This window comes from Bacillus sp. FJAT-42315, assembly GCF_002797375.1.
In the GTDB taxonomy this organism is placed as follows: Bacteria; Bacillota; Bacilli; order Bacillales; family Domibacillaceae; genus Bacillus_CE.
In genome coordinates, this window is record NZ_KZ454941.1 from 3453897 (window position 1) to 3480743 (window position 26847).

A 26847-nucleotide genomic window follows, 5' to 3' on the forward strand; every position below is an offset into this window, starting at 1 on the left:
TCATTTTGATTCTCTCACTATTATAATAGAATTATACCAAAAAAAGGAGGCTTCTTATGAGTGAAATATGGATAACTTTTCTTGTTGGTATTTTATTATTTATCGTTGTTTCCGCACTTAGCACTATCAATAAAAGGCCGAAAAAATTAAAGCTACATCGAATTGAAACTCCTCCGTTAATCGATGAGCGTCATCCCGAATTCTTATCGCTTGAAAATAAGCTAAATGAATCGCTCCCTCCTGATTTTATTAACAAAGTAAAGGATCGCGTCTTAACGAAGCACCCTATTTGGACAGAAGATGATTTTGACTGGCGTCTGTTTGAGCTAAAAAGATATTTTATTTTAGCAAAAATCCTAAAGACTGTACCTATGTTCAGTGAGGAAGTCGATGAAATTTGGCATGAAATGTTACTGTTTACAAAGGATTATGAAACGTTTTCTAATAAATTTTACGGAGCGTTTCTGCATCATACTCCTAATATGGAGGTTATCCCAGCTCCAAATGAACGAGCTTTATTTGATTGGGTGTATCTGCAATTATTTGAACCAACCGCCAACAGTCGCTTATTATGGGGACCATTTTTAAAGCATCCTCTTGAAGCTCAGCTGTTAGAAAACTTCAGGGCATTGCCTGAATCAGCGTTATCGGAGCTGTATTTTAAGGAAGCAGAAGACCCTCAAAGAACGGTCATTCAGCTACTAAAGTATGACATTCAACAAGCAGAATCCATCAAGCACGATAAGGACGATGAGCCTTTCAAACGCATGACTTCGGACAATAATTATACGTATTTACTTCCGGCTATGATTTATTTCTCGATGTATGAAGCGAATGATTATCAAGAAGAAATGGATCATTTGCTTCCTAAAGAAACATCGCATGGTTCATCCACCTCCAGCGGCTGCTCTAGCTTTGCTTGTGATTCAGGAAATGACTCAAGTTCTTCTTGTTCCTCTTCTAGCTGCTCTTCTTCAAGTTGCGGAGGAGGTTGCGGCAGCAGTTAACTCATTCACTCCCCTGCTTTTTCCTTGTTTAATTATAGCTTAGCTGGGCAAGTTATGACTGTAATGAATCACTTGATGAGGGAGACTGTTTGATGGACAAAAGATTATTTTGGGGTATCCAACAGCTATCAGGACGCTTGTTTCTAGTCGATCAATTGATGATTCTTCTTTCACGAAAAGCCCGTTATGTGTTTATTTTCATTGTGCTACTCAAATGGGTATTGGACGGTCGGAAAAGAAGAACAGCACGCTCTGCGATCTTATCTGTCGCGGTCGCCTGGCTTATTGATTTTGTTTTAAAGCGCCTTTGTTTTAAGCCACGGCCATTTATGAAACAAAAAGTGGGCATCTTAATGCCAACTAAGGTGGATTCATCCTTTCCAAGCAAACATACACTGCTAGCATTCGCCTTGTCCTCTGCTATTTTCTTGCGTGATCGAGTTTGGGGACGAATTCTTTCTTATCTTTCTGGCTTAGTTGGTTTATCAAGAGTTTGGGTTGGTCACCATTATCCTTCCGATATCATATTTAGTGCACTGATCGGAACAATGACCGGCATTGTTGTTCACACAAAAACTGTACACTGCAAAGAAGCTGACTCATAAGCGCCTAGCACATGAGTCAGCTTTTTTTGTAAATGTTATGTAATTTTTTTCAGAATAAACAAAACTAAAGGAAAAATAGAATTATAATGAAGAAAAAGAGGTGAAGGGGATGGCTCATCTTCAAGGAAAAGAAAGCACTCTGCCTAGCAAGCGATCGGCATGGGGGTTATTTTTTTCATTGCCTGTTCTTTCTTGGGCACTTTATGATTTTGCCAACACAATTTTTTCTTCCAATATTATTACAATCTTTTTTCCTTTCTATTTGCAAGAAACCATTGGCGGAAGTGAGCAGTTAGATCAAATTGCCAGCACGTTTATTTCATACGCTAACGCCGTAGCTAGCTTGTTTCTTGTCTTATTCTCCCCACTTTTCGGTGTCATGATTGACCGCACAGGGCGAAAAAAGAGATATATTATTCCTTTTTCGCTCATTACGATAGTGTGTACAATCGGCATGGGTGTTTTCGCATCAATGAATTTCGGAAGTAGTCTTTTCGGTCTTCCTGCCGCCCTTGTGCTCGTCATCTTGTTATTTATCATCGCGAAGTTTTTTTATCATTCTAGCTTAATTTTCTATGATGCCATGCTTTCTGATTTAGGATCAAAAGAAGAAATCCCACTACTTTCTGGATTCGGAGTTGCCGTAGGCTATATCGGAACGCTCGCTGGGTTAGCGATTTATCCTTTCATTGGTGACGGGAACTTCCATCGCGCCTTTATTCCGACAGCGATACTTTTCTTTCTCTTTTCTTTGCCGTTAATGTTAACTGGAAAGGAAACAACGCCGCTACCTCCCTCTGAAAAAGGAGATTTTCTAAAAGGATACAAAGAAATTTACGCTACATTTAAAGAGATGAAACAGCACGAAGCGATTTTTTTATTTATGATCGTTTATTTCTTCATCAATGATGCCATTGCCACTGCGATTGCGATGATGGCCGTCTATGCAAAAGCGATCGTCGGCTTTTCATCAGGAGAATTCATCTTGCTTTACTTAGTATCAACGATAGCAAGCATTATTGGCTCCTTTATTTTTGGGTATGTAACAAAAGCTGTTGGGGCGAAAAAATCCGTTATGTATGTCGGAATCATCTTACTTATTGCGTTATTTCTTGGTACGTTTGCTGTGAATGGTGCAATGTTCTGGGTGACAGGTAGTCTTTTCGGTGTTTCATTGGGGGCTGTCTGGGTCACTTCAAGAACGTTTATTATCGAGCTCACACCTGAAGAGAAACGCGGCCAATTTTTTGGTTTATTCGCTTTTTCAGGAAAAGTATCAGCAATTGTTGGGCCACTCATTTACGGAACGATCACTCTACTTTTAGCCGACTATGGTAATATCGCTAGCCGAACAGCCCTAGGCTCTCTTATGATCCTTGTATTAATCGGTTTGTTCGTCCATCGCCGGATACGCATCTAAATATATATTCAAGAAAAGAGGGCACTTCGCATATAAGAAATGTCCTCTTTTTCTTGAAAATCAACGAATGTTTTCTTCATAACAAGACACTCTAAGGATAGATACATTTTTGAAGAAAGCAGGTGCTGATATGGACTTATCCGAACAAGCTTACCAAGCAGGGGATATCGTATATGTCATTTATCGTAATCCTCACACGTATACAGCTGCGAATGTGCAACAAGCCGCGGTTGTTCACCACCCGGATCAACCGGGAGAATTGGCACTGTTTTTATACGAAACATATTATCCCCTAGATCAACAAATTGCTATTTATCCATCTGAAGTGGCCGCGGAACAGGATTTCGCTCGTTACTTTGGGGCGATTGAGTAGGGGGGCGAACATTGGTTAAACCTTTTATCCCTCAGCTTGTATATATCGAGCCTCGAGCACTAGAGTACCCGCTTGGACACGAATTAAAAAAGAAATTCACAGATATGGGAATTGAAATTAGGCAGACGACTTCTCACAATCAAGTGCGAAATTTACCCGGTGATAATCATTTCCAGCAATATCGCATCGCTAAGTCTACTCTTGTCGTCGGAGTGCGTAAAACGCTCAAATTTGATACGTCAAAGCCATCTGCTGAATATGCTATTCCTTTAGCGACTGGCTGCATGGGGCATTGTCATTATTGCTATTTACAAACAACGATGGGAAGCAAACCTTACATTCGAACGTATGTAAATACCGAGGAAATATTAGAAGCCGCAGATAATTATATGGCCGAGAGAGCACCCGATATTACTAGATTTGAAGCCTCTTGTACATCGGACATTGTTGGTATTGATCATTTAACCCATTCGTTAAAGCGGGCGATTGAATTTTTTGGTGAATCTAAATATGGCAAGCTTCGATTTGTAACAAAATTTTCCCATGTTGATCACTTGCTAGATGCGAAACATAACGGGAAAACTCGCTTTCGCTTTAGCATGAATGCAGACTATGTGATCAAATATCTTGAGCCTGGAACATCTAGACTGGCCGAACGGGTAGAAGCCGCAGCGAAAGTAGCGAAAGCCGGCTATCCCCTTGGTTTTATTATTGCTCCGATTTATTTGTATGATGATTGGGAGCAAGGTTATTTAGAGCTATTCCAAACACTGAAAGAGACATTGCCAACCTATGCCACGAAAGATTTAACCTTTGAGCTCATTCAGCATCGGTTCACAAAACCAGCGAAACGTGTCATCGAAAAAAATTACCCGATGACAAAGCTAGAAATGGAAGAGGAAAAGCGACAATATAAATGGGGACGATATGGAATCGGAAAATACGTCTATCCAAAAAAAGAACAAGAGGAAATTCAAACTACTTTTGGACATTATATCGAACAATACTTTCCCGAAGCCAAGCTTGAATATTTCACGTAATCAAAAACAGCTGTTAGGAGCCCCTAACAGCTGTTTTGATCATTAAATCGCGTTTGAATCTTGTATGTTTGGTTGTCCTTTTGAGCGAGACAGTAATTGTTGTCCAAACACAATCGCCAGTACAACAAGCCCAGCAACATCCGTCCATAGACCAGGAACGATTAATGTAATTGAACCAAGTAAACAAAGGATAGCAAGCGGTAAAGGTAGATCGGTAATAAAATATCTTTCTAGCGCTACACTCAATCCGAGTATGCCGATAATCGCTGTCATCGTGACCCAAATGACTTCCCATGGACTAGTTACATCTTGCATAAGAAGGACCGGTGAAAAGACGAAAATGTAAGGAATAATAAACCCGGAAAGCGCGAGCCTCAATGCTTCGAATCCCGTCTTATTTGGACTCGCTCCTGCAATTCCCGCTCCTGCAAAAGCAGCTAAAGCAACTGGTGGCGTGACGTTCGCTAAAATTCCGAAATAGAATACAAACATATGAGTAACGAATGGAGCTACTCCTAACTCAAGCAAAGCAGGTGCTGCCATCGTCGCTGTAATAATATACGTCGGAATAGATGGTAATCCCATCCCCATAATGATACAAGCGATCATTGTAAACACGAGCGTCAAGAACATATCACCTTGACCAAGCGCAAGAATGGACTGAGTTAGTTTTGGACCTAAGCCCGTTAACGTACTGACACCAACAATCAAACCAACCATCGCACATGACATCGCTACGCCGAGAGCAGCTCGAACTCCTTCTTCCATCGCCGCCAGAATTTCTTTCATGCCCATGCGTGTTTCTTTATTAAACCAACTAACCGCAACGGACAAAACAATCGCATAGAAAGCAGCATATAGCGGTGTTTTCCCTGCCATTAACATACCGATTAACACAAAGATCGGAATTAATAAGTGACCACCAGTTTTTAATACATGCCAGAAGCTTGGCAGCTCAGCCTTAGACATTCCTTTTAAGCCTAATTTTTTTGCCCGGAAATGGACGATTAAAATAATGCCTAAATAGTATAAGAAAGCAGGTAAAATCGCTGCGAGAGCAATTTGATTGTATGGCATCCCTAATGTTTCTGCCATAATAAACGCCGTTGCTCCCATGACTGGTGGAATGATTTGTCCACCAACTGAAGCCGTCGCTTCTACCGCTCCCGCAAAGGCTGGCTTGTAGCCGACACGTTTCATTAATGGAATCGTAAACGCCCCCGTTGTTACGACGTTGGCAAGCGCACTTCCATTAATCGAGCCTAACAAACCGCTTGAGATGACCGATACTTTCGCCGGTCCACCAGACGTATGACCAGCTACACTAAGCGAAATATCCGTGAAAAATTTCCCCATCCCTGATTTATTTAAAAACGCTCCAAATAAAATAAAGAGGATAATATAAGAAGCAGATACGGAAATCGCAATACCATAAATCCCCTCCGTTGATAAATACATATACGTTACGATATCTTCTAAGTCTTTCCCTGAATGTTTCAATAAATCTGGAAATGAATGTCCAAAAAAGGCGTAAGCCAGAAATAAAACGGTTAAAATCGTTAAAGCATTCCCTGCTACACGACGACCACCTTCAATCACAACAATGATCGTTAAAATACCAAAAGCAATGTCTACGTTACTTGGCATATAGATAGACATTCTTGTAGCAATACCTTCATAATCAAAAATCATATAACCACCCGTAGCAAGGGCTGCTACGGACCAGAGCATATCGACAATCGTCACTTTGTTACTTGCACTCTTTTTATAAAAAGCTGGATATAAAATAAAGACTAAAGCGGCAATAACCGCCGTGTGCAACGACCGATGACGAAGAGCATCCAGTGGACCGAAGTAAGCCGTATATAAGTGATAACCTGCCAAACCAACACTTAAAATAAAAACAGCCCAACGCCAAAAGCCTGCGTCAATTTTCCGGAACCTTGATTCACTATCGTACTTTTGTAGAATTTCCTCTTCTCCCCCGGCTGCTTCCGGCATTGTATTTTTATTTTCTGTCATAACGTCATCCCCTCTCTATTGGATTATTCCTTTTTCCTTGTAATACTTCTCTGCTCCTGGATGAAGCGGTAACGGTAGTTCTTCCACCGCTGTTTCTAATTCAATTTGCTTTGCGGCATTATGCGCGTTACGAAGATCATCTAAATTCTCAAACATCGTTTTTGTCAGTAAGTATACTTTTTCCTCTGATAAATCTTGATGAGTAATCATTAAGTTTTTAACTAAAACGGTGTCACGATCCTCTTTGACACCTTTATACGTGTTCCCTGGTATCGCTCCTACTTTAAAGGCAGGGTATTGGCCTTGAAGTTTCTCTGTTAATTCTTTCGGTACTGGAATAATTTCCACATCGTCCGTTGCGGCTAATTCCATAATCCCTGAATTTGGATAACCAGAAGAAAGAAAAGCTACATCAGTTGTTCCATTTTTAATTCCTTCAATTCCCTCTGAAAAAGATAAAAAGTCCGCATTAATATCGTCGTACGTAATGCCTGCTCCTTGTAAAATCCGTTTCGCCACAATCTCTGTTCCACTTCCGAGCGCTCCGACCGCTACATCTTTACCTTTTAAATCTTCTAATGTACGGATGCCTGCTTTTTTAGGAGCGACAATTTGCAAATAGTTTGGATAAAGGGAAGCGATGGCTCTTACATTCGATAACGCTCCAGAGCGAACAAAATTCCCTTCTCCTGTATAAGCATCTGCCACCGTATCAGCCATCGCTAAACCTAGCTCTGCTTTTTGCTTACTAATTTTCATCGTATTTTCAGCGGAAGCTCCTGTTGTTTGCGCACTCGTTTGCGCACCTAATTCTTCACCATAAAGCTTTGCCAACGCATTTCCTAATTGGAAGTAGACCCCTGACGTTCCCCCTGTTAAAATCGTCACCGGCTCTCCCGAAAGAGCTCCCTCTGCTGGATCACCATTTTTGAAATCGTTTTCATTCTCTTCTTCACTAACAGACGTATTGCCACACGCGGCAGTAAACGTGAGAATCGCAATGAGTAAAAAGATTAACGCTGTATACTTTTTCATTTCCCCACCCCTGTTGTCGTTGTTTTTATAAATTTTTATAAATATTAATGCAATTGTTGTGCCATTTTTAAAATTCAGACAATAAACTCATTCGCTTTTTTGAGCAAATCTATCATTTTCAAAGGGATGAAGACTTTTATTTATTTTTTTAAGCATTAATTGAAGCGGAGTAAAAACTCTTCCCCTTATTATAAAAGCGGCAAAAAATGCCGGGTAAGAACGGCAAAATGTTCCTACCCGGCATTTTTTTCATCTTATTTCGGCTCTTGACGATACAGCTGTAATTTATTGCGAAGATTTCTTTCACTAATCTCTAGTACACTAGCCGTCTGCCGCCGATTTCCTCCACAATGTTCCAGCACTGCTTCAATAATCAGTCGCTCCGCTTCTTTCATTGTCGCTCCAACTGGGACGTCAATGATCTCTTTGCTGTTCGTTGAAGCATCTACTACTGTGGAAGCTTCTTTTGTCGTTGCCACAGTGATTGGCAAATCCTCTAGCTGAATCACTCTTTCTTTCGCCATCGCTACGGCATATTCAAGAATATTCCCTAGTTGCCGAATGTTCCCTGGATAATCGTAATTAATGAGCCGATCATGCGCACTAGATGAAAGCGTCGGCAATGGCCGCTGCATTTCTTCTGCATATTTCTTTAAAAAATAGGAAATCAACAAATCGATGTCCTCTTTGCGATCACGTAACAGCGGCAAATGCATCGGAATAACGTTCAAGCGAAAGAATAAATCTTCACGAAATGAACCTTCCTCAACCATGCTAGGCAAATGTTTATTCGTTGCGCTAATAATCCGTACATCTACATTTTTCGTTTCTGTTGATCCAAGTGGTGTAATCTCTTTTTCCTGTAATACTCTTAGCCATTTTGCTTGCAAAGAAGCTGGCATTTCACCTATTTCATCTAAAAAAAGGGTGCCACCACTTGCAGCAGCCACCTTCCCCTCTTGGCTACGGACAGCTCCTGTAAAAGCACCTTTTTCATAGCCGAACAACTCGCTTTCTAGTAAGGCTTCTGGAATTGCCGCACAGTTCACTGAAATAAACGGCCCGTTCTTTCTTTTTCCTTGCCGATGAATCGCTCTTGCGACGAGCTCTTTCCCTGTACCGCTCTCTCCAAAGATCAACACGCTAGAATCAATATCCTTCACACGATCAATTAGGGAAAATACTTGTTTCATCACGTCACTTTCCCCGATCATTTGATCATAACCCTTAATTTTCTCGATCGTATCACTTAGCTCCCGGATTTTATAATGTAGCTGGCGGTGCTCTAGAGCCTTTTTAAGTAAAATTTCTAGCTCATCCAGGTCTAACGGCTTTGTAATGTAATGATAAGCACCTCGCTTCATCGCTTCAACAGAGGATTCAATCGTTCCATAGGCAGTCATCATGACTACAGCGATATCCGGCTGAATGGTTTTAATTTCAGTCAGCACTTCAAGCCCATTATATTTCCCGAGCCGCCAATCGAGTAGCACGATATCCATACTCTTTTTTTTCAACAGCTCATATCCGTCTGGAACATGGGTAACAGCCATCACTTCGTATTCATTTTCTAAAGCAAAGCAAAGAGAAGACCCAATCGCCGATTCATCATCAATGATTAATATAGCTGGCTTCATCTCACTGTTCTCCCCCTTCTACTGTTATAGGCAATTCCAAGGAAAACGTCGTCCCTTGCCCTTTGACAGATTCAATATTCATTTCTCCATTGTTCTCCTTCACCCATTGATAACAAAGGGTTAATCCAAGCCCTACCCCATGATCCTTCGTCGTGTAAAAAGGCTCTAAAATATGAGAAATCTCTTCCTTTTCCATGCCCTCTCCAGTATCTAATACCTTAATCATACCTATTCCTTCATCTGTTTCAGCTACAATGGATAGAACTTTTTCTGAACAACTTCCCATCGCATCGATCGCATTCAACATCAAATTCAGCATCACTTGTTTCATTTGATCTGGATCGCTATACAGCATCATCTCTGATTCAATCTGTAAATGGAACTCAATACCTTTTTTCCTTAACGTCGGCTGAATAATCGCTTCGAGCGATTGTATAAAGGGCTCGACTGCAAACAGCTTCTTCTTCGGATATTTTGGTCGAGCATAATCTAATAAATTTTCCACAATTCGATTCATTCGATGAAGAGCTTCTGGTACATGCTTAAGCAATTCTTCTCGAAACACAGGATCTTCATATTTACGTGGAAGTAAATCTATAAACATTTTCATCGATGTCAGTGGATTACGAATTTCATGAGCAACCCCAGCGACAAGCTGGCCAAGCGCTCGCATTTTCTCCTGAGTCGCGAGTTTCTCCTCAAGCATTCTCGCTTCTGAACGGTCCGCAAGCGTTAATAAATAGCCGTTCATTTGCCCCTCTTCTTCATATAGCGGAATTAAGCGATATAAGAAAAATTGCGTTTGACCTTCGTGTTCGATTTCAATTTCTTCTTTCAATAGCTCCATTTGCTTATCCCATACATGTTCATATGTATCAAGAATACGGCGAATGAGCGGTTGTGCTAAAATATCCGTTGTTTGCACAACTTCCTTATCTGCCAAATGAAGCATTTGCCTCGCACGCTGATTCATACTTGTCAGCTGAAAAGATTTATCAAACGTCAGAATTCCATAGTACATATGATTAATAATTTGCGTTTTAAAAGCATTAGCCGCTGAAATGGCTCGACGCTGCACTTCCAGCTTTTCATTCGCTACTGCTAACGCAGATGTACGCTTAGCCACTTCTTTCTGTAAGCGCTTGTTCCATACATATGTCATATACAAAACAGCGAAGGCTAACGTGATGATAATAACAAGGAAGACGATCCAGTTTTTTAGTTCCTTCAATCGCTCGTCCGTATTTGGGACAAACCATTCATTATACAATTGTTGATACTCCCCACTCGCCTCCATACGGTTCAACGACCGATTAATCAAAGACAGCAACTCTGTCTCATTCGGCCTAACAGCGACTGCAAACTCTGAAGGCACTCCTAAATGATCCAACACCGTATAGTCATTTTGCTTACCTGACTGCTTCAAATAATATTCGGCTGTCCATTTATTCGAAAGATAAGCATCGGCTCGTCCCATAAATAAAAACTGTAAAGCATCTTCAGGATTAAGCGCTAATAGAAAATCCACTCTTCTAACATTTAATAATAAATCAAAAGCGACAGGCTCCTCCTGCATCACAATCGTTTTCCCACGCAAATCTGTTAGCTTTTTCACTTTTGGGGCAGAATCATTGGGAACTACGACTGCATCAGCCATCGTGAAATATGGTTCAGAAAAAGAAAAGCGTGCATTTTGTTCCGCAGAATATTTCATCCCCATAACGGCGTCTACTTCCCCTTTTTGCAGAGCTTTTGTCGCCTGATAAAGATCCATCGGAATATACTCAAACTCCACTTCTTCCTTCGCCGCAATATCATCAAACAATGCAACACTAAAGCCGGTAAACTCTCCTTTTTCATCGATAAAAGAAAAAGGAGCTAAATGCTGTTCACCAGCAATTTTATATACTTTCTTTCCTTGCCGATCTTTCGCCTGCTTGTCATGACCAACAATGCTAGCGACAGAACTAGTCGGTACAGACACAAGGCAAAACATCAAGCAAAGAACAAGATAAAGAAGCCGAAAACATACATGCATAGGGGCTGTTATCTCCTTTTGTGAATATTGCTACTATTGTAGCATATCCCACTAGCGAATAAATGCCCGCTCTTTATTAGCAAGAGCATCGTCTAGCCATCGTGGATGCATCGGTAATAAATCAATAGGTAACTGATCCACCGCAAAAAATTGCACGTCTAATGATTCACTAGCTTGCCAGCGAAGTTCTCCTTCAATGACCTCAGCTAAAAAACAAGTCGTAATAAAATGAACCGTTCGACCATCAGGATAATGAAAAATTTGAGAAGATGGCTCTGAGTAGACGCCGATTAATTTTTTGATTCGAACATGCAAATTTGTTTCTTCATGAACTTCACGAACGGCTGCTTCTTCCACCGTCTCCCCCGGTTCCACATGACCAGATGGCAACCCCCAAAGGCCTACATCTGCTCGCTTTTGCAACAACACTTGTTTTTTTTCATCAAAAATCACTACCGCCACTCCTGGATACAATTGAAGATCATTACTCATTTCTTTTTTCCTCCATTTCAATTTCAAAATAAAAAAGGCCCGAGAGAAAGAATTCAGTGCATACGAAATACACCGAACCTTTCCCCTCGGACCTTTTATGTCAATAGGTGCCTTCTGCTATTGCAGAAGAGGTAGCCCTCGGTCACAGCCCTTCTCGAACAGAAGCGGAACCCTAGCTACAATTTTCCAGTTCTATTATATTTTATATAGAGATTTATCAAAATACAAGGAGTTTTAAAATGAATATTAAACAACCTTTTGCAACACCTTTACACCTAACCTATTTTTTAATTGTTGCTTCCATCTCAAGAAGAATAGGATCGAGCGAAATAATTCATCCCCAACCATGATCATCCAGACATCCACAATCGTTAATTCATTTTTAAAAATAAATAGGATAGGCACGACAATGAACCAAAGCGAAAAAATGCTAATAAAAACAAATTTCGTATCTTTCATAGCATATAATGAGCTAATCAAATTAACATTAACCGCTCGGAATGGCTCTAAAAAAATCGTAATCAACAGCATACTAGCAATATACATAGCGATCGAATCATTGAGCTGATAAAAAGCGACAAGATGATCATGAAGCAAATATAATAATAAACTAAGCACAACGCTGATAACACAGTTCACTTTAATACTCTTTGAAACAATCGGAACAACTTCTTCTACTTTATTGGCTCCTAATCGTTGGCCTAATAGAATTTGTGTCGCTTGCCCAATCGTAATGGTAAAAAGAAAAATAAACTCCGACCACGTTTGAACATACGTTTTTGCCTTTAGTTGCTCTAATCCCCAAGAGAGAATAACCCAACTTAAAAACAATTGAAAGATCATATATGAAAACTGCTCAGCCGCTGTCGGAGCACCTAATCGAAAAATTTCTTTCACATTGGATGAATGAATATATTTCACTTTCAACTGAACAATGTCTGATTTCAAAATAAAATAGCCATAAACAAAGAAAGGGATTAAATAAGACACACCTGTCATTATGGCAACTGCAAGCATAATGTTGTGAACAGATTCAAATAAAAACAAGCTAGAAATATTTCCGATGAAATTAATGATTGTACTAATGATTAACGTCACGATAATGACTCTTCTCATTTGCACATTTCTTAAATATACCAGAAAAATGGAATTAATCCCTTGGATCGGAATAGAAAGTGCCAAAATCATAAAAAACTCATTTCCTAAATCCACTAGTGAATCATCTAAGCCCATCGTCAACAATATTTCTTCGGAGAAAATGAGTAACCCTATCGATAATACAATAGCTACACATAAGACAAAGGCCATTCCACTCGCCATCATTTGTGACATCTTTAAATAATTTCTTTCTCCGTAATAATAGGAAAATAAAATATTGGTTCCTAAAACGGCGATGCTCACAAAAATAAAGCTTAATGCCATAATTTGATTAATGAGCCCTACAGTAGCTACTGCATCATTTGAAACTTTCCCTAACACTAAAATATCGATATTTCCTTGTAAAACTCTAAAAATTTGTTCAATAAATATGATAGAAGCTAAAGAAAATAAGGTGACTTTTCGATTATGACTCATACGTTTCTGCTTCAAAATAAATCGGATTCGTAAAGGCAATTAGTTCTCTGCGATCCGAGTAAACTAACAACCGAATCCAGTTGACTTGTTGTGAATCGATATTAGTTTTTACTTCTACAGTTTGACGAATATCTCCTTCACAATCACTTCTATATACAGCTCCTACATTTGAGTCAATCACAATCGCATATGAATCATTGTACTCGGAAATATCTATTTGAACGTTAATTTGATCTTGATTATGAACAGATAACACATCACCTGAGATATATTCATCTGCCGCATAAAACTCAATTTGAGGCCCCATACTAACAAATGAATTTCCTCTTTTAATCGCTTGTCTCATGTCCACAATCGTTGGATTTTCTGGTAAGTATAAATATAAAAAGGCCAATTGTTTACTTGTTTCGTTTACGTGCCAATCTCGACCACACGTTGCTGGAATTCTCGCGCCTTGATTTAATAATTCAGTCCATGTTTCAAAGGCAGCTTTATTGATTCTACTAATGTGCGGATTTTCTCCATTCCATACTTCGATAAAATCATAATGATCAAGATTTAACATCTCATACTCCCAATAACATCCTGTGCAAAAAGGAGAGCCTAATTGATACGGGTGCGCAATCCCAACAATCGCACCTTCCTTCTTCACTTCTTGAATACTTTCTTCAATAGAAGTAGGCCCCACGTTGCTCCAATTGATCGCCGTTAATTGGTCATAACCAAGTGTTAACATATGACCATAAAAAGTAGTCCACTCAATTCCCCTCATTAGCTTGACCCCATACGTCGCCTCTAATTGTTCCAACTTCTCCGTGGCACTCATCGTATTATGGTCTGTAATCGCTAAACAAGAAATATTTAATTCCTTCGCTTTACTTACGAGCTCTTCCACCGTTTGAACCCCATCACTATGGTTCGTATGGCAATGAATTTCACTTCTTTTCCAAGAATATGCACTGTTTTTACTTGGGCTCTCACTTTCCTTATTAGTGGTGAAGTTGATCTTCTTTATATCTTCAAATGGCTTATTGTACCACCGTTTGTCTTGGTTAATAGATTGTGTTCCATGAACAATTAACTGTACATCACAAGTTTCTGACAAGATACAATGACTATTGATTGTAATCGTCCACATCCCACTCTTCATTTCACGATTCAATACACCTGGAGTTGAGTTCTCGTCTGATACGTGGATCTCATAACCTTCAGGATGAAAACGATGGCAATTTCCTCGAAATCCAATAGGATCTTCAATTGAAATCGTTAATAAATTTTTAAAAGGAGAAAAATCTTTTACGACTTTTTTATTTTTTACCAATTTATCATCATAAAAATCAAAAGCTTTACGTACGATTTCTTGATTCTCTGGTCCGTATTCAACGAATTTAGGGGAATAGGAAAAACTAATAGTAAGAGATTCAATTCCTTCTGGTAAAAAGAATCGATGGGAAATATGACTTTGATCAGAGCTTTGATTAACGACCATCTGGCTATTCAACAGCTCTACTTTTTTCTGTAATGTTTCATTCATTGCTTAACCCCCTATCGAAATCATCGAGCTTTCTTTTGTTAAAATAATAGGCTGTTCTGTTTCTTCCACTAAACGCAACATACCATCCTCACGTAACATATAAAACTCTATTTTATTAATGGTGATGTTTTCACCTTCTAACAATCGAACACGCAACGAAGACAGACATGCCTGCACTTCATCGTATTCAAAAGCGATAGTGAAATTCGAAAATGAATCACTGTAGGAACCAAACCCATAAATTGGACTGTAAAAATCATGCGAAGAACTAACCTCTTTCTCGCCAAACTGATATACGAAGTCAATCACATGATCACTCTCTTCTTTGTCCGTAAAACAATAAGCATATAAATGGTTGATTGGTGAGGCGATTTGATTCATGGGAACCGAATTTTTTGCTAATTGTCTTTCTGCTTCCTTAATCATCACTAAGTTAATATCTGGACGCTTCCTCATAAACCATTCACGCGGCTCTGTTTGATGATCCCAGAAAATCTCTGGTGCGATCGAAAAACAATACTCTGAATCGATCACATGATCAAAATTGCCATTAGTCGTTCTCGTTTGCAAAATAGGTCGGTGACTACCGCTCACATATTGACCGATAAAGGCTCGATCTTCATGATGAGGACCTTGATATCTCGCTTCCACGATTTCAGACGTTTTTCGGTTCCATTTCACTCGATAACAATATTCAATATCTAGTGTTCTTCCCCATTTCGCCATCAATAATTGTCCTGGTGTTCCTTCATCTTCATGGCTAAAAACATAATGATATTCTATTTCGATGATATCATTACTTAACTCCGTCATTAAATACGATAATGCTAAAGGAGTATCCGTATAACAGCTATCAAATGGTGAGAAATGATTCCTTCCGTATAATACTGGCGCATGTTGATGCGCTAACGTTTCTAATGGAGACAGCTTCAATTCTCTCAAATTCACCTCATGAACCGTTACGATCGTTCGTTCACAAACAGGAACTTCTTTATTACTGATCGTTACTTTATAAGAGCCTTTTGCAATAAATCCAAGAAATAATTTATAGCAATAACTCTCCTCGCCCATATATGTAACAACATGATAATGAAAGGCTTGATTGTCCTCATTCATTACTTCTACTACTAATAAATTAGACTCGTTTCCTTTTCGTCCCCAATCTGAATGAGACGTAGCTTGAATATCTAAACTATATAAACCTTTCGCTGGAGCATCAACGGTATATTCAACAGACTGATCGAATACGTCTCGTTTCATTTCGTGGATCGTTGGCTTCATCGTTTGCACTCCTTATGACTAGCTTTCATTTTTCATCATATTTCTGATATAGATAAATCCGACTGCTGCACACATTAGAAACAAAATAACTGCAATACTACTTGATTGCCCTAATTCATGGTAAACAGAGAAATGTTGTTGCATCGAAACCCCTAGCATTTGAGGAGCATTTTTATCAATTAAAAACGGGGCAGTAAAGCTACCAACAATCCCCATAAATGCAAAGGTTAATGCCACTAATAACGTGTTATAAGACAAAGGTAAAATGAATTTAAAAAACACCGTAAGCTTTTTAGCTCCTACATCTCTAGCACTTTCGATCACTGAGTTAGGAATTGCTGATAATGCAGAAAGCAAAAGCATTGTAGTAAATGGGATATTAAACCATAAATTCATTAATATAAGTCCCTTAATATCGTATAAAAATGTAGGCATATTTTCCGAACCGATAAATCTAGCAATCCAGCCCGTTTCACGATACATATTAATAAATCCATAGATGGCAATAATCCCTGGAATAAACATCGGAATAAAGTAGAACCTACCAATAAATTTGGCAAACCAGCTCGTCGAAAATCTTAAATAAGCAGCAAGTACATAGCTGATCATTAATACTAATAAACACGAAACTAATGTAATGATCATCGTATGTTTGAAGTTAGCTACCATCATAGGATCTGTTAAAACATACTTATAATTATCCCAAGTAAATTCTTCGTTTTCATTTAAAAAACTTTGTTTAATCGAAATACAAACTGGCCAAATGACTAGAATGAATAAGGAGAGAAACGATGGTAAAACCATCGCCACTCCCAAAAACTTTTGCTTCTTTTCATTCATTAATTAGCAATCTCCTTTTGCCATCTCTTGTTGATCTCTTCCCCTAACGTACCACCGTTAAAGATTCTGTATTCTCCTGATACACTTTCAAACTCTTTTTGTAAATCTTGATCTAATTGATCCCACTTAATACCCGGGAAGCCGTACATTTTTTCAATAACAACTTCTTGAACTTCTGGTGTTAATACGTAGTTTACAAACTCTTGAGCTGCTTCTTTTTCCTTCTCATCGTTATCTGCTGGAACCATTAAATAAGCAGGGCCTCCAGTAAAGCCTGGCTCTAGTTGCTTTAATTTAGTCGTTTCTGGAAGTAATTTATTGTTCATTTGTTCTAAAGCCATATCAGACCATGCAGGTACCATATCTACTTCTCCGTTAGCCAATAAATCTAACGTCCCTTGGTTCTTCTTTGGATAAATTCCTTCTTTGTATAAGTATGGCTCTAAGTCATTTAAAATTTGGAATCCTTTATCCCAATCTTTCATGATGCTCTCGTCTTGAGTATTCATCGCTTCTTCTGGCAACTGATTATAAAGCGTCGTAATAACAAATGAGCTTCCTGATCCACCTGTCGTAGGGTCATTATAAGCAAATCTACCAGGGTGATCTTTCACCCATTTATAAAGTTCATCTGGTGTATTAGGTACTTCTTTCACTTTGTCGCTATTGTATGCTAGTACAACGGCAGAAGCACGGTGTGGAATTGCAAGTTCTTTCGTTCCATCCATATTTTTCTCATTAACATTTGCAATATTAGGAATATTAGATTCGTTCAACTTCTCAAATAACCCTTCTTCTTCTCCGCGAAGGACATCTTCAAGTCCACCTTCATAAATATCTACACCTGAGTCTTTATTCGCTTTTTTCGCCGCCAGCATACGATCCATTGTTGATTGCCCACCTTGGCCAGCCGCTAAAAATACTAATTCAACATCGATATCTTGATGCTCTTCTTCAAACTTCGGAATCACTTCTTCCCAAAAGGTTTGGACATTTAATGATCCTGTTGAATATAAAGATACCTTTACTTTCTCTTCAGACTTAGAGCCACTTTCTGTTTTACCTTCTTCTTTAGTATCACTACAAGCAGCTAGTGATAAAGCCGTCATTCCTGCGATAGCTGTGATAGATAATTTTTTAGTGTACTGTTGTAAGTTTTTGAACATGATTTTCGCTCCTTTTAACAATTGGTTGTAGTTGATTATCTTTGTAAAATGTAACAGCTTTAATACTTACTTCTACTTGTTGATTGACAGCTAATGTCTCTAGCTTTCTCTTTTCAATAAATGTTTTGAATAAGCCCAACTCTGTTTCAATGGTTACTTCTGCATAGTGACCTAACATCATAATTTTCTTGATTGTACCTGTTACATCTCCGTTACAATCACTAATTTCTATATCTTCAAGTCGAATAGCTATATTTACTTTTGAATTTCCTACATCCTTCACTTCAAACATGGAATTTCCTAATTGAACGATTCCATCTTTCGCTTGTCGTTCAATAAAGTTCATCTTCCCAATGAAGTTTGCTACAAAATAAGTCTTAGGCGAATTGTAAATCTCTTTTGGAGCATCTAATTGTTCAATGTTCCCTTTATTCATTACAGCAATGCGATCAGATATAGCCAAGGCCTCTTCTTGATCATGCGTAACGAATATCATTGTCAAATTTTGAATCGCTTGAATTTCTCTTAATTGTTCTCTTAATTCGTGACGTAGCTTGGCATCGAGAGCGGAAAAAGGTTCATCTAGCAAGAGGACTTTAGGATCTAATAATAATGCCCTTGCTAAAGCAATCCTTTGTTGTTGTCCGCCGGAAAGTTCAGCCGGGAATTTCGTTTCCATTCCTTCTAAATGCACTAATTTCAGCGCCCACTGTACCCGTTCACGAATCTCTTCTTTTTTCATCTTCTTAAGCTTCATACTAAATGCTAAATTGTTATATATATTCATATGTGGCCATAAATTATAGCTTTGAAATACCATAGCTGTCGGCCTTTTTTCAGGTGTATATTGACTGATATCTTCATTGTCAATCAGAATTTGTCCTTTTTGAGGTGTGACAAAGCCCCCAATGGACCTTAAAATTGTTGTTTTTCCACAACCAGAAGGGCCTAGTAAAGTCAACAATTCTCCTTTTTTTACTTGTAAATGAATATCTCTGATCCCATCTCCTGTTTTATAAATATTTGTTAAGTCTTTAACTTCTAATTGCACACTCATTACATCCACCTTTTCCTTATTTCATCTGAAATCCGCCAGCGACGGCATCATTTCCAAGAAACTTTTTAGCAGCCATTAACAGCACAATAGTTGGCAATGTTAAAATAATCGAAAATACAGCACCAGCATTAGCTGGATAGTCAGCGATAATAGAATACATAATAACAGGCATCGTTTGGTAATCTGGAATTCCTACTAGCAAAGTTCCTTGTGCTTCGTCTAGAGAAGACAAGAAAGTAAAGATAGAAGCTACAATAATACCCGGTGCGGCAATAGGCAACGTAATATGCCAAAACACTCTTAAAGGAGACGCACCGGAATCTCTCGCTGCTTCTTCTTGTGATTTTTGGACATTTTTAAATGCCGCTGAAGGAATCCAAGTCATATACATGAGCGTATTAATCACATGGATCAATACAACACCTATAAAAGTATTCATAAGACCAAACTGATAAAACATCACACCTACCGCAACATAAAGACCCATTTTAGGGAAAGCATTTGTCAACAAGAACGAGAATAAGAACATTCTTCTCAATGGAAATTGCAGTCGCGCAAATGCATAGGCTGCTGGAATACAAATGATAATAGAAACAATGGTGACAATCGTTGCAATTAAAAAGGATAACAGAATGGATTTTACAATCTGATCGTTTTCAAAAACATACTTCCACCAATCTAACGACCAAGATGTTGGAAACATGTCAGGATATCTCCACTCTCCAGAAAATGCTAATATGACAAGATTTAATAATGGTCCAAAAAAGAACAAGCAAAATATTGCAACAATAATAAATTCAATAATTTTTCCTTTCGGTAAAGCCTTAAAATACCACATAAATTTTTATAGCCTCCAAATTAGTAGTTTACGTTACATGCTCACCTCCTTTAAGTGGCTTGCAACTTTCGCGAATGAGCAACTGATACGGAACATAGATCTTTTTCTCATAGGTGGTTTTGTCAATATGATCTATCAACTTTTCCATTCCCGTTTTAGCTAATAATCCGATCGGTTGTTCGATCGTTGTTAATTTCGGTCGGCAAACTGTTGAAATTTTACTGGCATCAAATCCCGCGACAGACACATCTTTAGGTACTTGAAGCCCATGATCCATTAGACAATTCATTGCCCCAACAGCTACGTCATCACTGATTGCAAATACTGCAGTGGGTTTGTTGTTATGTTCTAGAACGTCTTTCATTGCTTGATAACCACTGTCCATGGAGTAATCACCATAAGCAACTTTATATGTAATTTGTTTGTTTGAATGTTTAATCCCATCTATGAATCCTGCTAAACGCTTGTTTAATGTCGCATGTTCAGATTCACTACCAGCAATAAACAATATTTCTTCATGACCTAATTCAATTAAATACTCCGTCATCGCCTTTGCAGCAGCATAATTGTCGATGAGTACACTTGGAATATCAGAACCCAAAATTTCACCACATAAGAAAATTGAATTGATTCCCCAATCTTGAATGATGTTAATCGATTGCTCCGATAATTCTTCATGCATTAAAATCAAGCCATCTACTCTCATCTCCTTTAATAAGCTAAGATATTCAATCTCTTTCTCTGGACGATGCAACGTATTACATACAAATAACTTATAGCCTTTTTCAAAAGCGATTTTTTCCATCTCCGAAATGATCGAGTAGTAAAAACTCAAATCAACTTCCGGCACAATGACGCCAATCAAGTTGGTTTTATTCGTCACTAGACTTCTTGCTACCCAATTCGGCGCATAACCTAGCTCCTCTACAGCCTGACGAACTCGCTCTCTTTTCTCATCAGATACATATTTTTCATTATTTAGCACTCGCGAAACCGTTGTTTTACTGACACCCGCTTTTTGTGCCACATCTTTAATATTCATTCAACATCACCTTCACAAGACTTTATGGGATCGTTCCCATATTTTTGTTTATCTACCATTACTAAATATTTGCTGGAATACAAAACTACTGATCGTCTACAAGCATAATCTGAAACTATATGGGATCGTTCCCATATACTCTATAAATTAATCATATATTATATTTATTAATTCCCTATTAATACTTTGTTATAAAAAAGTAAATAAATTATTTATTTCTGTCATTCACAAAAATTGTTAAAATATGTCGAAAAACGAATAAAAAATTGAATCTAGAAAGAATATATATGTAATAACTACACTACATGGAATCGTTCCCATGTCGTTGATAATCATATAATAACTCACATTTATTAACTCTCTATTAATACTTTGTTATAAAAAAGTAAATATTATTCGTAGCTACCATTTCTTTGAGTTTGTAAATTTTTGTCGAAAAAATAGACTTTTCTTCCCCTCCTTAATAAAGATTATTTATAAACTACTAAATATGAAGACTCATCTTATAATTTTAGTTATAAATAACTTACCGATAAATACGCTTCATATGAGTCTGAAGTTATATTAATCATGTTTACTATTACTACTGTTCTAAAGGTGTATATTTCCACCCCCTATGTTAGACTAGTGTCATGCATTGGAAATTCACTTGAAAGGACATAGAAGATGAACTCATTAGAAAAACAAACAGAGCTGACGAGCCCATTGAGCAAAACTTGGATCGTGCTTATTCTTGGTTCTTTAACAGCATTTGGTCCATTATCAATGGATATGTACCTGCCTGCTCTTCCGATGGTGGCAGAGGATTTACATACAACGACTTCGCTCGCACAATTAAGCTTAACTGCTTGTTTACTAGGGCTAGCTATCGGGCAATTAATTTTCGGCCCTTTAAGTGATATACAAGGAAGACGCAAACCGCTTATTTCTACGTTAATCATTTATTCCATAGCCTCTGTACTATGCGCTTTCAGTCCTAATATTTGGATGCTTGTTTTCCTTCGCTTCGTTCAAGGGTTAACAGGAGCTGCTGGAATTGTTATTGCGCGTGCTTCTGCTCGTGATTTATATTCTGGAAAGGAATTAACAAAATTTGTTTCTTTACTCGCTCTTGTCAATGGAGCTGCACCTATTCTTGCTCCCATTTCCGGCGGAGCCGTTTTGAATTTCACTTCTTGGCCTGCCGTTTTTATCATTTTAGGCGTTATTGGACTGATCATGTTTTTAGCGGTGTTTTTCTTTTTACCAGAAACATTGCCTATCCACCATCGCTCAGAAAGTAGTTTAAAAGCGACATTAAAAACATTTAGAGTACTTTTAAAAAACCGTTCATTTATGGGGTTAGCACTCACACAAGCACTCATTATGGCAAGCATGTTTGCTTACATTGCTGGGTCGCCTTTCATTTTGCAAAATATTTACGGGGTGACACCTCAGCAATTTTCGATTTTATTTGCCATTAATGGTGTTGGGATTATCCTTACAGCTCAAGTCGCTGGGAGATTATCTAGTACGATTAGTGAAGTGAAGCTACTTTTTAGCGGTGTCTTGATGGCATTTATAGGTGGGGTTCTGCTCATCGTTGTTGTTCTTGCTAAACTACCATTAATCGCTATGGTGATCGCTCTCTTTCTAATTGTTTCAAGTGTAGGGGTCGTTTCAACGACAGCTTTCTCTCTTAGTATGCAAAGCCAAGGAAAAGCAGCCGGAAGTGCCTCTGCTCTACTTGGCTTGCTTCCTTCCATCGGTGGCGCCCTTGTATCACCACTCGTTGGAATGGCAGGGGACGAAAATGCACTACCTATGGGAATCATTATTCTGAGCTGTAATTTAATCGCTTTATTTGCTTACTTCTTCCTAATTCACAAAAGAATATAGAAAAAAGGCGTCAGCTCTACTTTATGAGCTGACACCTTTTTTAATCTTCCATCCGTTTCAATTGCTCCAGCTGCTGTTTCAGCTTTCTCACTTTTTCAAGCTGCTGCTCTTCTGTTTCGACGCCGTCCTCACCTAACAACGTGGCAATCTTCCATTCTAATCGTTGCTGCTCATTTTTCAGTTGTTGAATTTGTGGTGAGATCCTCACATGCTGTTCCCATTCCTCATACGTGCCGATATAGTGAGACACCTTTCCTTCCTCAATGATCGCAACGGTATTCGCAATTTTCCGTAACAAATATGGATCATGAGCAACGACGACAACCGCTCCTTCGTAGTCCCCTAACATTTCTTCTATCCGTTCACGAGTCACAATATCTAAATAATTGGTCGGTTCATCTAAAATAAGCAAATTAGCTCCAGAAAAATAAAGTTTCACAAAAGCAACACGGCACTTCTCTCCCATGCTTAATTCCTTCACTTGCTTATAAACCTCTTCTTTTCGGAATAAAAAGCAGGCAAGAATTGTCCTCGCTTCAGACTGAGTCATATTTGGCAAAGACAAAATTTCTTCTAAAATCGTATGTTCAGGATGTAAATTTTCAAGCTCTTGAAAAAAATAACCAATCTTTAACTGTGGGTTTCTTACAATCTCTCCGCTCGTCGGCGTTAATTTTCCAGCCATCAGTTTTAATAACGTCGTTTTACCGCTGCCATTTTTACCGATCACCGCCAGTCGATCACCTTGCTTAATTTGCATGTTAACTTTATGAAGAACAAGATCATTTCCATAAGAGAAACTAACTTGGTTGATATCCAACATCCTCTTTCCAGAAAAGTCTCTCGCATCAAAACTCGCTTGAATAGACGTCACCTCTTGAGGTTTATCGACAAGCTGACTTTCTAAGCGCTCCAACTCCTTTTCCTTCGTTTTATATTTTGCCGCTTGTTTCGCTGCTTGCTTTTGTGCAAATGGATTACGCACACTCGCGGCGGCATTTGCTTGTTGATACCAATTTTTATACATTTGAATAGTTTCCATTAGCTTTCTCCGCTCCTGTTGCTGCTTCTCATACAACGATTGGAGTGACTTAATCTCATGGTCTTTTTGCACTTTATAAGCTTGATACCCACCTTGATATTTTTTCGTTCCTTTTTTCATCAATTCGTACGTCATTTGAGCCGTTTGATCAATGAAATCTCGCTCATGAGAAATAAATAACACACTGCCTCGATAACGATTGAGCCAATCTTGGAGCCACTGAATTGTCTCTGTATCCAAATGATTCGTCGGTTCATCAAGAACTAGTAATTTAGGTGATTTCATCATCACTCTCGCCAACTTAGCCCGCGTTTTTTGCCCACCACTTAAGCTAGAAAACGGCAATTCCCATACAACCTGTGAAAGGCCAAGTTGATTTAACATCTTCTCTACTTGAACTTCCCATTGGTACCCATCCATATCTAAATATCTTTGAAGAATTTCACTATAGTCATCTAGTCGTTGCTCCTTTTGACTCTTTAACAAGTCTTTCCTAAGTTGGATCAACTCTTGATTCTCACTTTCCACCCATTCACGAGTAGAAAGACAAGCATCATCGTCTGAATCCTGCATCATCCAACCAATTTCATCGTGAGGAATCCCAAACGTAATTTTTCCTTCTGTAATTGGTAATTGCCCAAGAATACCTTTTAATAACGTTGTCTTGCCTACCCCATTTTCTCCGATCAAAGCTACTCGTTCGTTTTCCTGAATCTCTAATGAAGCATGTTCAAACACAGCTACTCCATCAAGTTCCATCTTGACATTCTCTACTTTTAACATAAACATACATATTCCTCCATTTTTTCACCAAAGAAAAAAGCGGAGCGTGTCTTGTTTATTAAACTAACTTATTATATATAAATAAAAAACACAGGCTATACGTACACCCGTGTCCTTAAATAAAATTAAAAAAGAATAGACCACACCCTCTAATTCAGAGATTGCTGCTATACTCATTTAGTTTTATTCCGATCAAGGCATTTAAAAATAGACACAAATATCCCGCTTCTTTGCCTAGGCAAAGTCATTTTTTTGCTTTTCAATTAATTAAGCGAAAAAATTATCGGATATCCATTGTGCTATTTTCGATGCCTCCTTCATTTAGTTATAGTTATAGTAACATAAACACTATTTTTTTACAATTATAATTTTATAACAAATTAAAAAATGTTCAAAGGATTTTTTCCTTTGAACATTTAAATTACGGTCCGGACGGGACTCGAACCCGCGACCTCCTGCGTGACAGGCAGGCATTCTAACCAACTGAACTACCGGACCATTTATTAAAATTGAATGGTGGAGGATGACGGGATCGAACCGCCGACCCCCTGCTTGTAAGGCAGGTGCTCTCCCAGCTGAGCTAATCCTCCAAATGGTGACCCGTACGGGATTCGAACCCGTGTTACCGCCGTGAAAGGGCGGTGTCTTAACCGCTTGACCAACGGGCCTACTGCAATAAATATTCAAAACATAAACCCCTATTGGGAAAATAGCCTGGCAACGTCCTACTCTCACAGGGGGAAACCCCCAACTACCATCGGCGCTGAAGAGCTTAACTTCCGTGTTCGGGATGGGAACGGGTGTGACCTCTTCGCTATCGCCACCAGACTATGAAGTTTGAAAGAGTTGTTCTTTCAAAACTGGATAATAAGTATTGTAACCTTTCAAATCGCCTAGGAAAAGTCCTCGATCGATTAGTATTCGTCAGCTCCACGTGTCGCCACGCTTCCACCTCGAACCTATCTACCTGATCATCTTTCAGGGATCTTACTAGCTTGCGCTATGGGAAATCTCATCTTGAGGGGGGCTTCATGCTTAGATGCTTTCAGCACTTATCCCGTCCGCACATAGCTACCCAGCGATGCCTTTGGCAAGACAACTGGTACACCAGCGGTGCGTCCATCCCGGTCCTCTCGTACTAAGGACAGCTCCTCTCAAATTTCCTGCGCCCGCGACGGATAGGGACCGAACTGTCTCACGACGTTCTGAACCCAGCTCGCGTACCGCTTTAATGGGCGAACAGCCCAACCCTTGGGACCGACTACAGCCCCAGGATGCGATGAGCCGACATCGAGGTGCCAAACCTCCCCGTCGATGTGGACTCTTGGGGGAGATAAGCCTGTTATCCCCGGGGTAGCTTTTATCCGTTGAGCGATGGCCCTTCCATGCGGAACCACCGGATCACTAAGCCCGACTTTCGTCCCTGCTCGACTTGTAGGTCTCGCAGTCAAGCTCCCTTGTGCCTTTACACTCTGCGAATGATTTCCAACCATTCTGAGGGAACCTTTGGGCGCCTCCGTTACTTTTTAGGAGGCGACCGCCCCAGTCAAACTGCCCGCCTGACACTGTCTCCCACCCCGATCAGGGGTGCGGGTTAGAAGTTCAACACAGCCAGGGTAGTATCCCACCAACGCCTCCACGTAAGCTGGCGCTCACGCTTCAAAGGCTCCTACCTATCCTGTACAAGCTGTGCCAAAATTCAATATCAGGCTACAGTAAAGCTCCACGGGGTCTTTCCGTCCTGTCGCGGGTAACCTGCATCTTCACAGGTACTATAATTTCACCGAGTCTCTCGTTGAGACAGTGCCCAGATCGTTACGCCTTTCGTGCGGGTCGGAACTTACCCGACAAGGAATTTCGCTACCTTAGGACCGTTATAGTTACGGCCGCCGTTTACTGGGGCTTCGGTTCACACCTTCGCTTACGCTAAGCGCTCCCCTTAACCTTCCAGCACCGGGCAGGCGTCAGCCCCTATACTTCGCCTTGCGGCTTCGCAGAGACCTGTGTTTTTGCTAAACAGTCGCCTGGGCCTATTCACTGCGGCTCCTCGGGGCTATTCACCCCAAAGAGCACCCCTTCTCCCGAAGTTACGGGGTCATTTTGCCGAGTTCCTTAACGAGAGTTCACTCGCTCACCTTAGGA

General features: G+C 39.4%; 20 protein-coding genes, 3 tRNA genes and 2 rRNA genes (1 of these 25 cut by a window edge). 6 read left to right on the top strand and 19 right to left on the bottom strand.

Annotated elements, in window-relative coordinates:
- Window positions 1–56: 56 nt before the first annotated feature.
- From CEF22_RS16890 to splB, 5 genes are all read left to right on the top strand, one after another.
- Window positions 57–1007 carry a glycine-rich domain-containing protein gene (locus CEF22_RS16890; RefSeq protein WP_100403769.1) on the top strand — a complete coding sequence of 317 codons (951 nt, stop codon included), beginning with the start codon at window positions 57–59 and terminating at the stop codon, window positions 1005–1007.
- Window positions 1008–1099: 92 nt separating this feature from the next.
- On the top strand, window positions 1100–1612 hold the full coding sequence (locus tag CEF22_RS16895) for a phosphatase PAP2 family protein (protein WP_100403770.1): 513 nt from the start codon (window positions 1100–1102) through the stop codon (window positions 1610–1612).
- A gap of 109 nt (window positions 1613–1721) precedes the next feature.
- Window positions 1722–3032, top strand: coding sequence for an MFS transporter (locus CEF22_RS16900; RefSeq protein ID WP_100403771.1), 1311 nt, complete (start codon window positions 1722–1724; stop codon window positions 3030–3032).
- 130 nt (window positions 3033–3162) lie between these two features.
- Entirely contained in the window at window positions 3163–3405 is a 243-nt protein-coding gene (locus CEF22_RS16905) for a transcriptional regulator SplA domain-containing protein (RefSeq protein ID WP_100404061.1), read from the top strand.
- Window positions 3406–3416: 11 nt separating this feature from the next.
- On the top strand, window positions 3417–4445 hold the full coding sequence (gene splB / locus CEF22_RS16910; RefSeq protein WP_100403772.1) for a spore photoproduct lyase: 1029 nt from the start codon (window positions 3417–3419) through the stop codon (window positions 4443–4445).
- A 42-nt stretch (window positions 4446–4487) separates the two neighbouring features.
- Here splB and CEF22_RS16915 read toward each other — a convergent pair whose 3' ends face one another.
- From CEF22_RS16915 to CEF22_RS16975, 13 genes are all read right to left on the bottom strand, one after another.
- Window positions 4488–6467 (bottom strand): TRAP transporter permease, encoded by a 1980-nt coding sequence (locus CEF22_RS16915; RefSeq protein ID WP_100403773.1) that lies wholly within the window; start codon window positions 6465–6467, stop codon window positions 4488–4490.
- A 15-nt stretch (window positions 6468–6482) separates the two neighbouring features.
- Entirely contained in the window at window positions 6483–7502 is a 1020-nt protein-coding gene (locus CEF22_RS16920; RefSeq protein ID WP_100403774.1) for a TAXI family TRAP transporter solute-binding subunit, read from the bottom strand.
- 254 nt (window positions 7503–7756) lie between these two features.
- A complete protein-coding gene (locus CEF22_RS16925; protein ID WP_100403775.1) occupies window positions 7757–9139 on the bottom strand; it encodes a sigma-54-dependent transcriptional regulator in 1383 nt (460 codons plus the stop codon).
- 1 nt (window position 9140) lies between these two features.
- A complete protein-coding gene (locus CEF22_RS16930; protein ID WP_100403776.1) occupies window positions 9141–11177 on the bottom strand; it encodes a transporter substrate-binding domain-containing protein in 2037 nt (678 codons plus the stop codon).
- A gap of 51 nt (window positions 11178–11228) precedes the next feature.
- Window positions 11229–11669 (bottom strand): NUDIX domain-containing protein, encoded by a 441-nt coding sequence (locus CEF22_RS16935; RefSeq protein WP_100403777.1) that lies wholly within the window; start codon window positions 11667–11669, stop codon window positions 11229–11231.
- Between the two features lie 246 nt (window positions 11670–11915).
- Window positions 11916–13244 (bottom strand): MATE family efflux transporter, encoded by a 1329-nt coding sequence (locus CEF22_RS16940; protein WP_100403778.1) that lies wholly within the window; start codon window positions 13242–13244, stop codon window positions 11916–11918.
- On the bottom strand, window positions 13234–14778 hold the full coding sequence (locus CEF22_RS16945) for a CehA/McbA family metallohydrolase (RefSeq protein ID WP_100403779.1): 1545 nt from the start codon (window positions 14776–14778) through the stop codon (window positions 13234–13236). Before CEF22_RS16945 ends, CEF22_RS16940 begins: the two co-directional genes overlap by 11 nt.
- A gap of 3 nt (window positions 14779–14781) precedes the next feature.
- Window positions 14782–16059, bottom strand: a complete 1278-nt coding sequence (locus tag CEF22_RS16950) for a hypothetical protein (RefSeq protein ID WP_100403780.1) — start codon at window positions 16057–16059, stop codon at window positions 14782–14784.
- 18 nt (window positions 16060–16077) lie between these two features.
- On the bottom strand, window positions 16078–16899 hold the full coding sequence (locus tag CEF22_RS16955; protein ID WP_100403781.1) for an ABC transporter permease: 822 nt from the start codon (window positions 16897–16899) through the stop codon (window positions 16078–16080).
- The gene (locus CEF22_RS16960) at window positions 16899–18065 is read right to left on the bottom strand and encodes an extracellular solute-binding protein (protein WP_100403782.1); all 1167 of its coding nucleotides are present in this window, start codon (window positions 18063–18065) and stop codon (window positions 16899–16901) included. Before CEF22_RS16960 ends, CEF22_RS16955 begins: the two co-directional genes overlap by 1 nt.
- Window positions 18037–19122, bottom strand: coding sequence for an ABC transporter ATP-binding protein (locus tag CEF22_RS16965; protein WP_332849179.1), 1086 nt, complete (start codon window positions 19120–19122; stop codon window positions 18037–18039). Before CEF22_RS16965 ends, CEF22_RS16960 begins: the two co-directional genes overlap by 29 nt.
- A gap of 16 nt (window positions 19123–19138) precedes the next feature.
- The gene (locus tag CEF22_RS16970) at window positions 19139–19960 is read right to left on the bottom strand and encodes an ABC transporter permease (protein ID WP_095479703.1); all 822 of its coding nucleotides are present in this window, start codon (window positions 19958–19960) and stop codon (window positions 19139–19141) included.
- A gap of 28 nt (window positions 19961–19988) precedes the next feature.
- On the bottom strand, window positions 19989–21002 hold the full coding sequence (locus CEF22_RS16975; protein WP_100403783.1) for a LacI family DNA-binding transcriptional regulator: 1014 nt from the start codon (window positions 21000–21002) through the stop codon (window positions 19989–19991).
- A gap of 666 nt (window positions 21003–21668) precedes the next feature.
- Between CEF22_RS16975 and CEF22_RS16980 the strand changes: the two genes are divergently transcribed.
- Entirely contained in the window at window positions 21669–22880 is a 1212-nt protein-coding gene (locus CEF22_RS16980) for a multidrug effflux MFS transporter (RefSeq protein WP_100403784.1), read from the top strand.
- Window positions 22881–22920: 40 nt separating this feature from the next.
- Here CEF22_RS16980 and abc-f read toward each other — a convergent pair whose 3' ends face one another.
- The 6 genes from abc-f to CEF22_RS17010 form a co-directional block, all read right to left on the bottom strand.
- Window positions 22921–24711 (bottom strand): ribosomal protection-like ABC-F family protein, encoded by a 1791-nt coding sequence (gene abc-f, locus CEF22_RS16985; RefSeq protein ID WP_100403785.1) that lies wholly within the window; start codon window positions 24709–24711, stop codon window positions 22921–22923.
- Window positions 24712–25129: 418 nt separating this feature from the next.
- A tRNA-Asp gene (locus CEF22_RS16990) sits at window positions 25130–25203 on the bottom strand.
- A gap of 16 nt (window positions 25204–25219) precedes the next feature.
- Window positions 25220–25295: transfer RNA gene (locus tag CEF22_RS16995), tRNA-Val, on the bottom strand.
- 3 nt (window positions 25296–25298) lie between these two features.
- Window positions 25299–25373 (bottom strand) — tRNA-Glu (locus tag CEF22_RS17000).
- A gap of 44 nt (window positions 25374–25417) precedes the next feature.
- Window positions 25418–25533 (bottom strand): 5S ribosomal RNA (gene rrf / locus CEF22_RS17005).
- 66 nt (window positions 25534–25599) lie between these two features.
- A 23S ribosomal RNA gene (locus CEF22_RS17010) occupies window positions 25600–26847 on the bottom strand (it continues 1685 nt past the right edge of the window).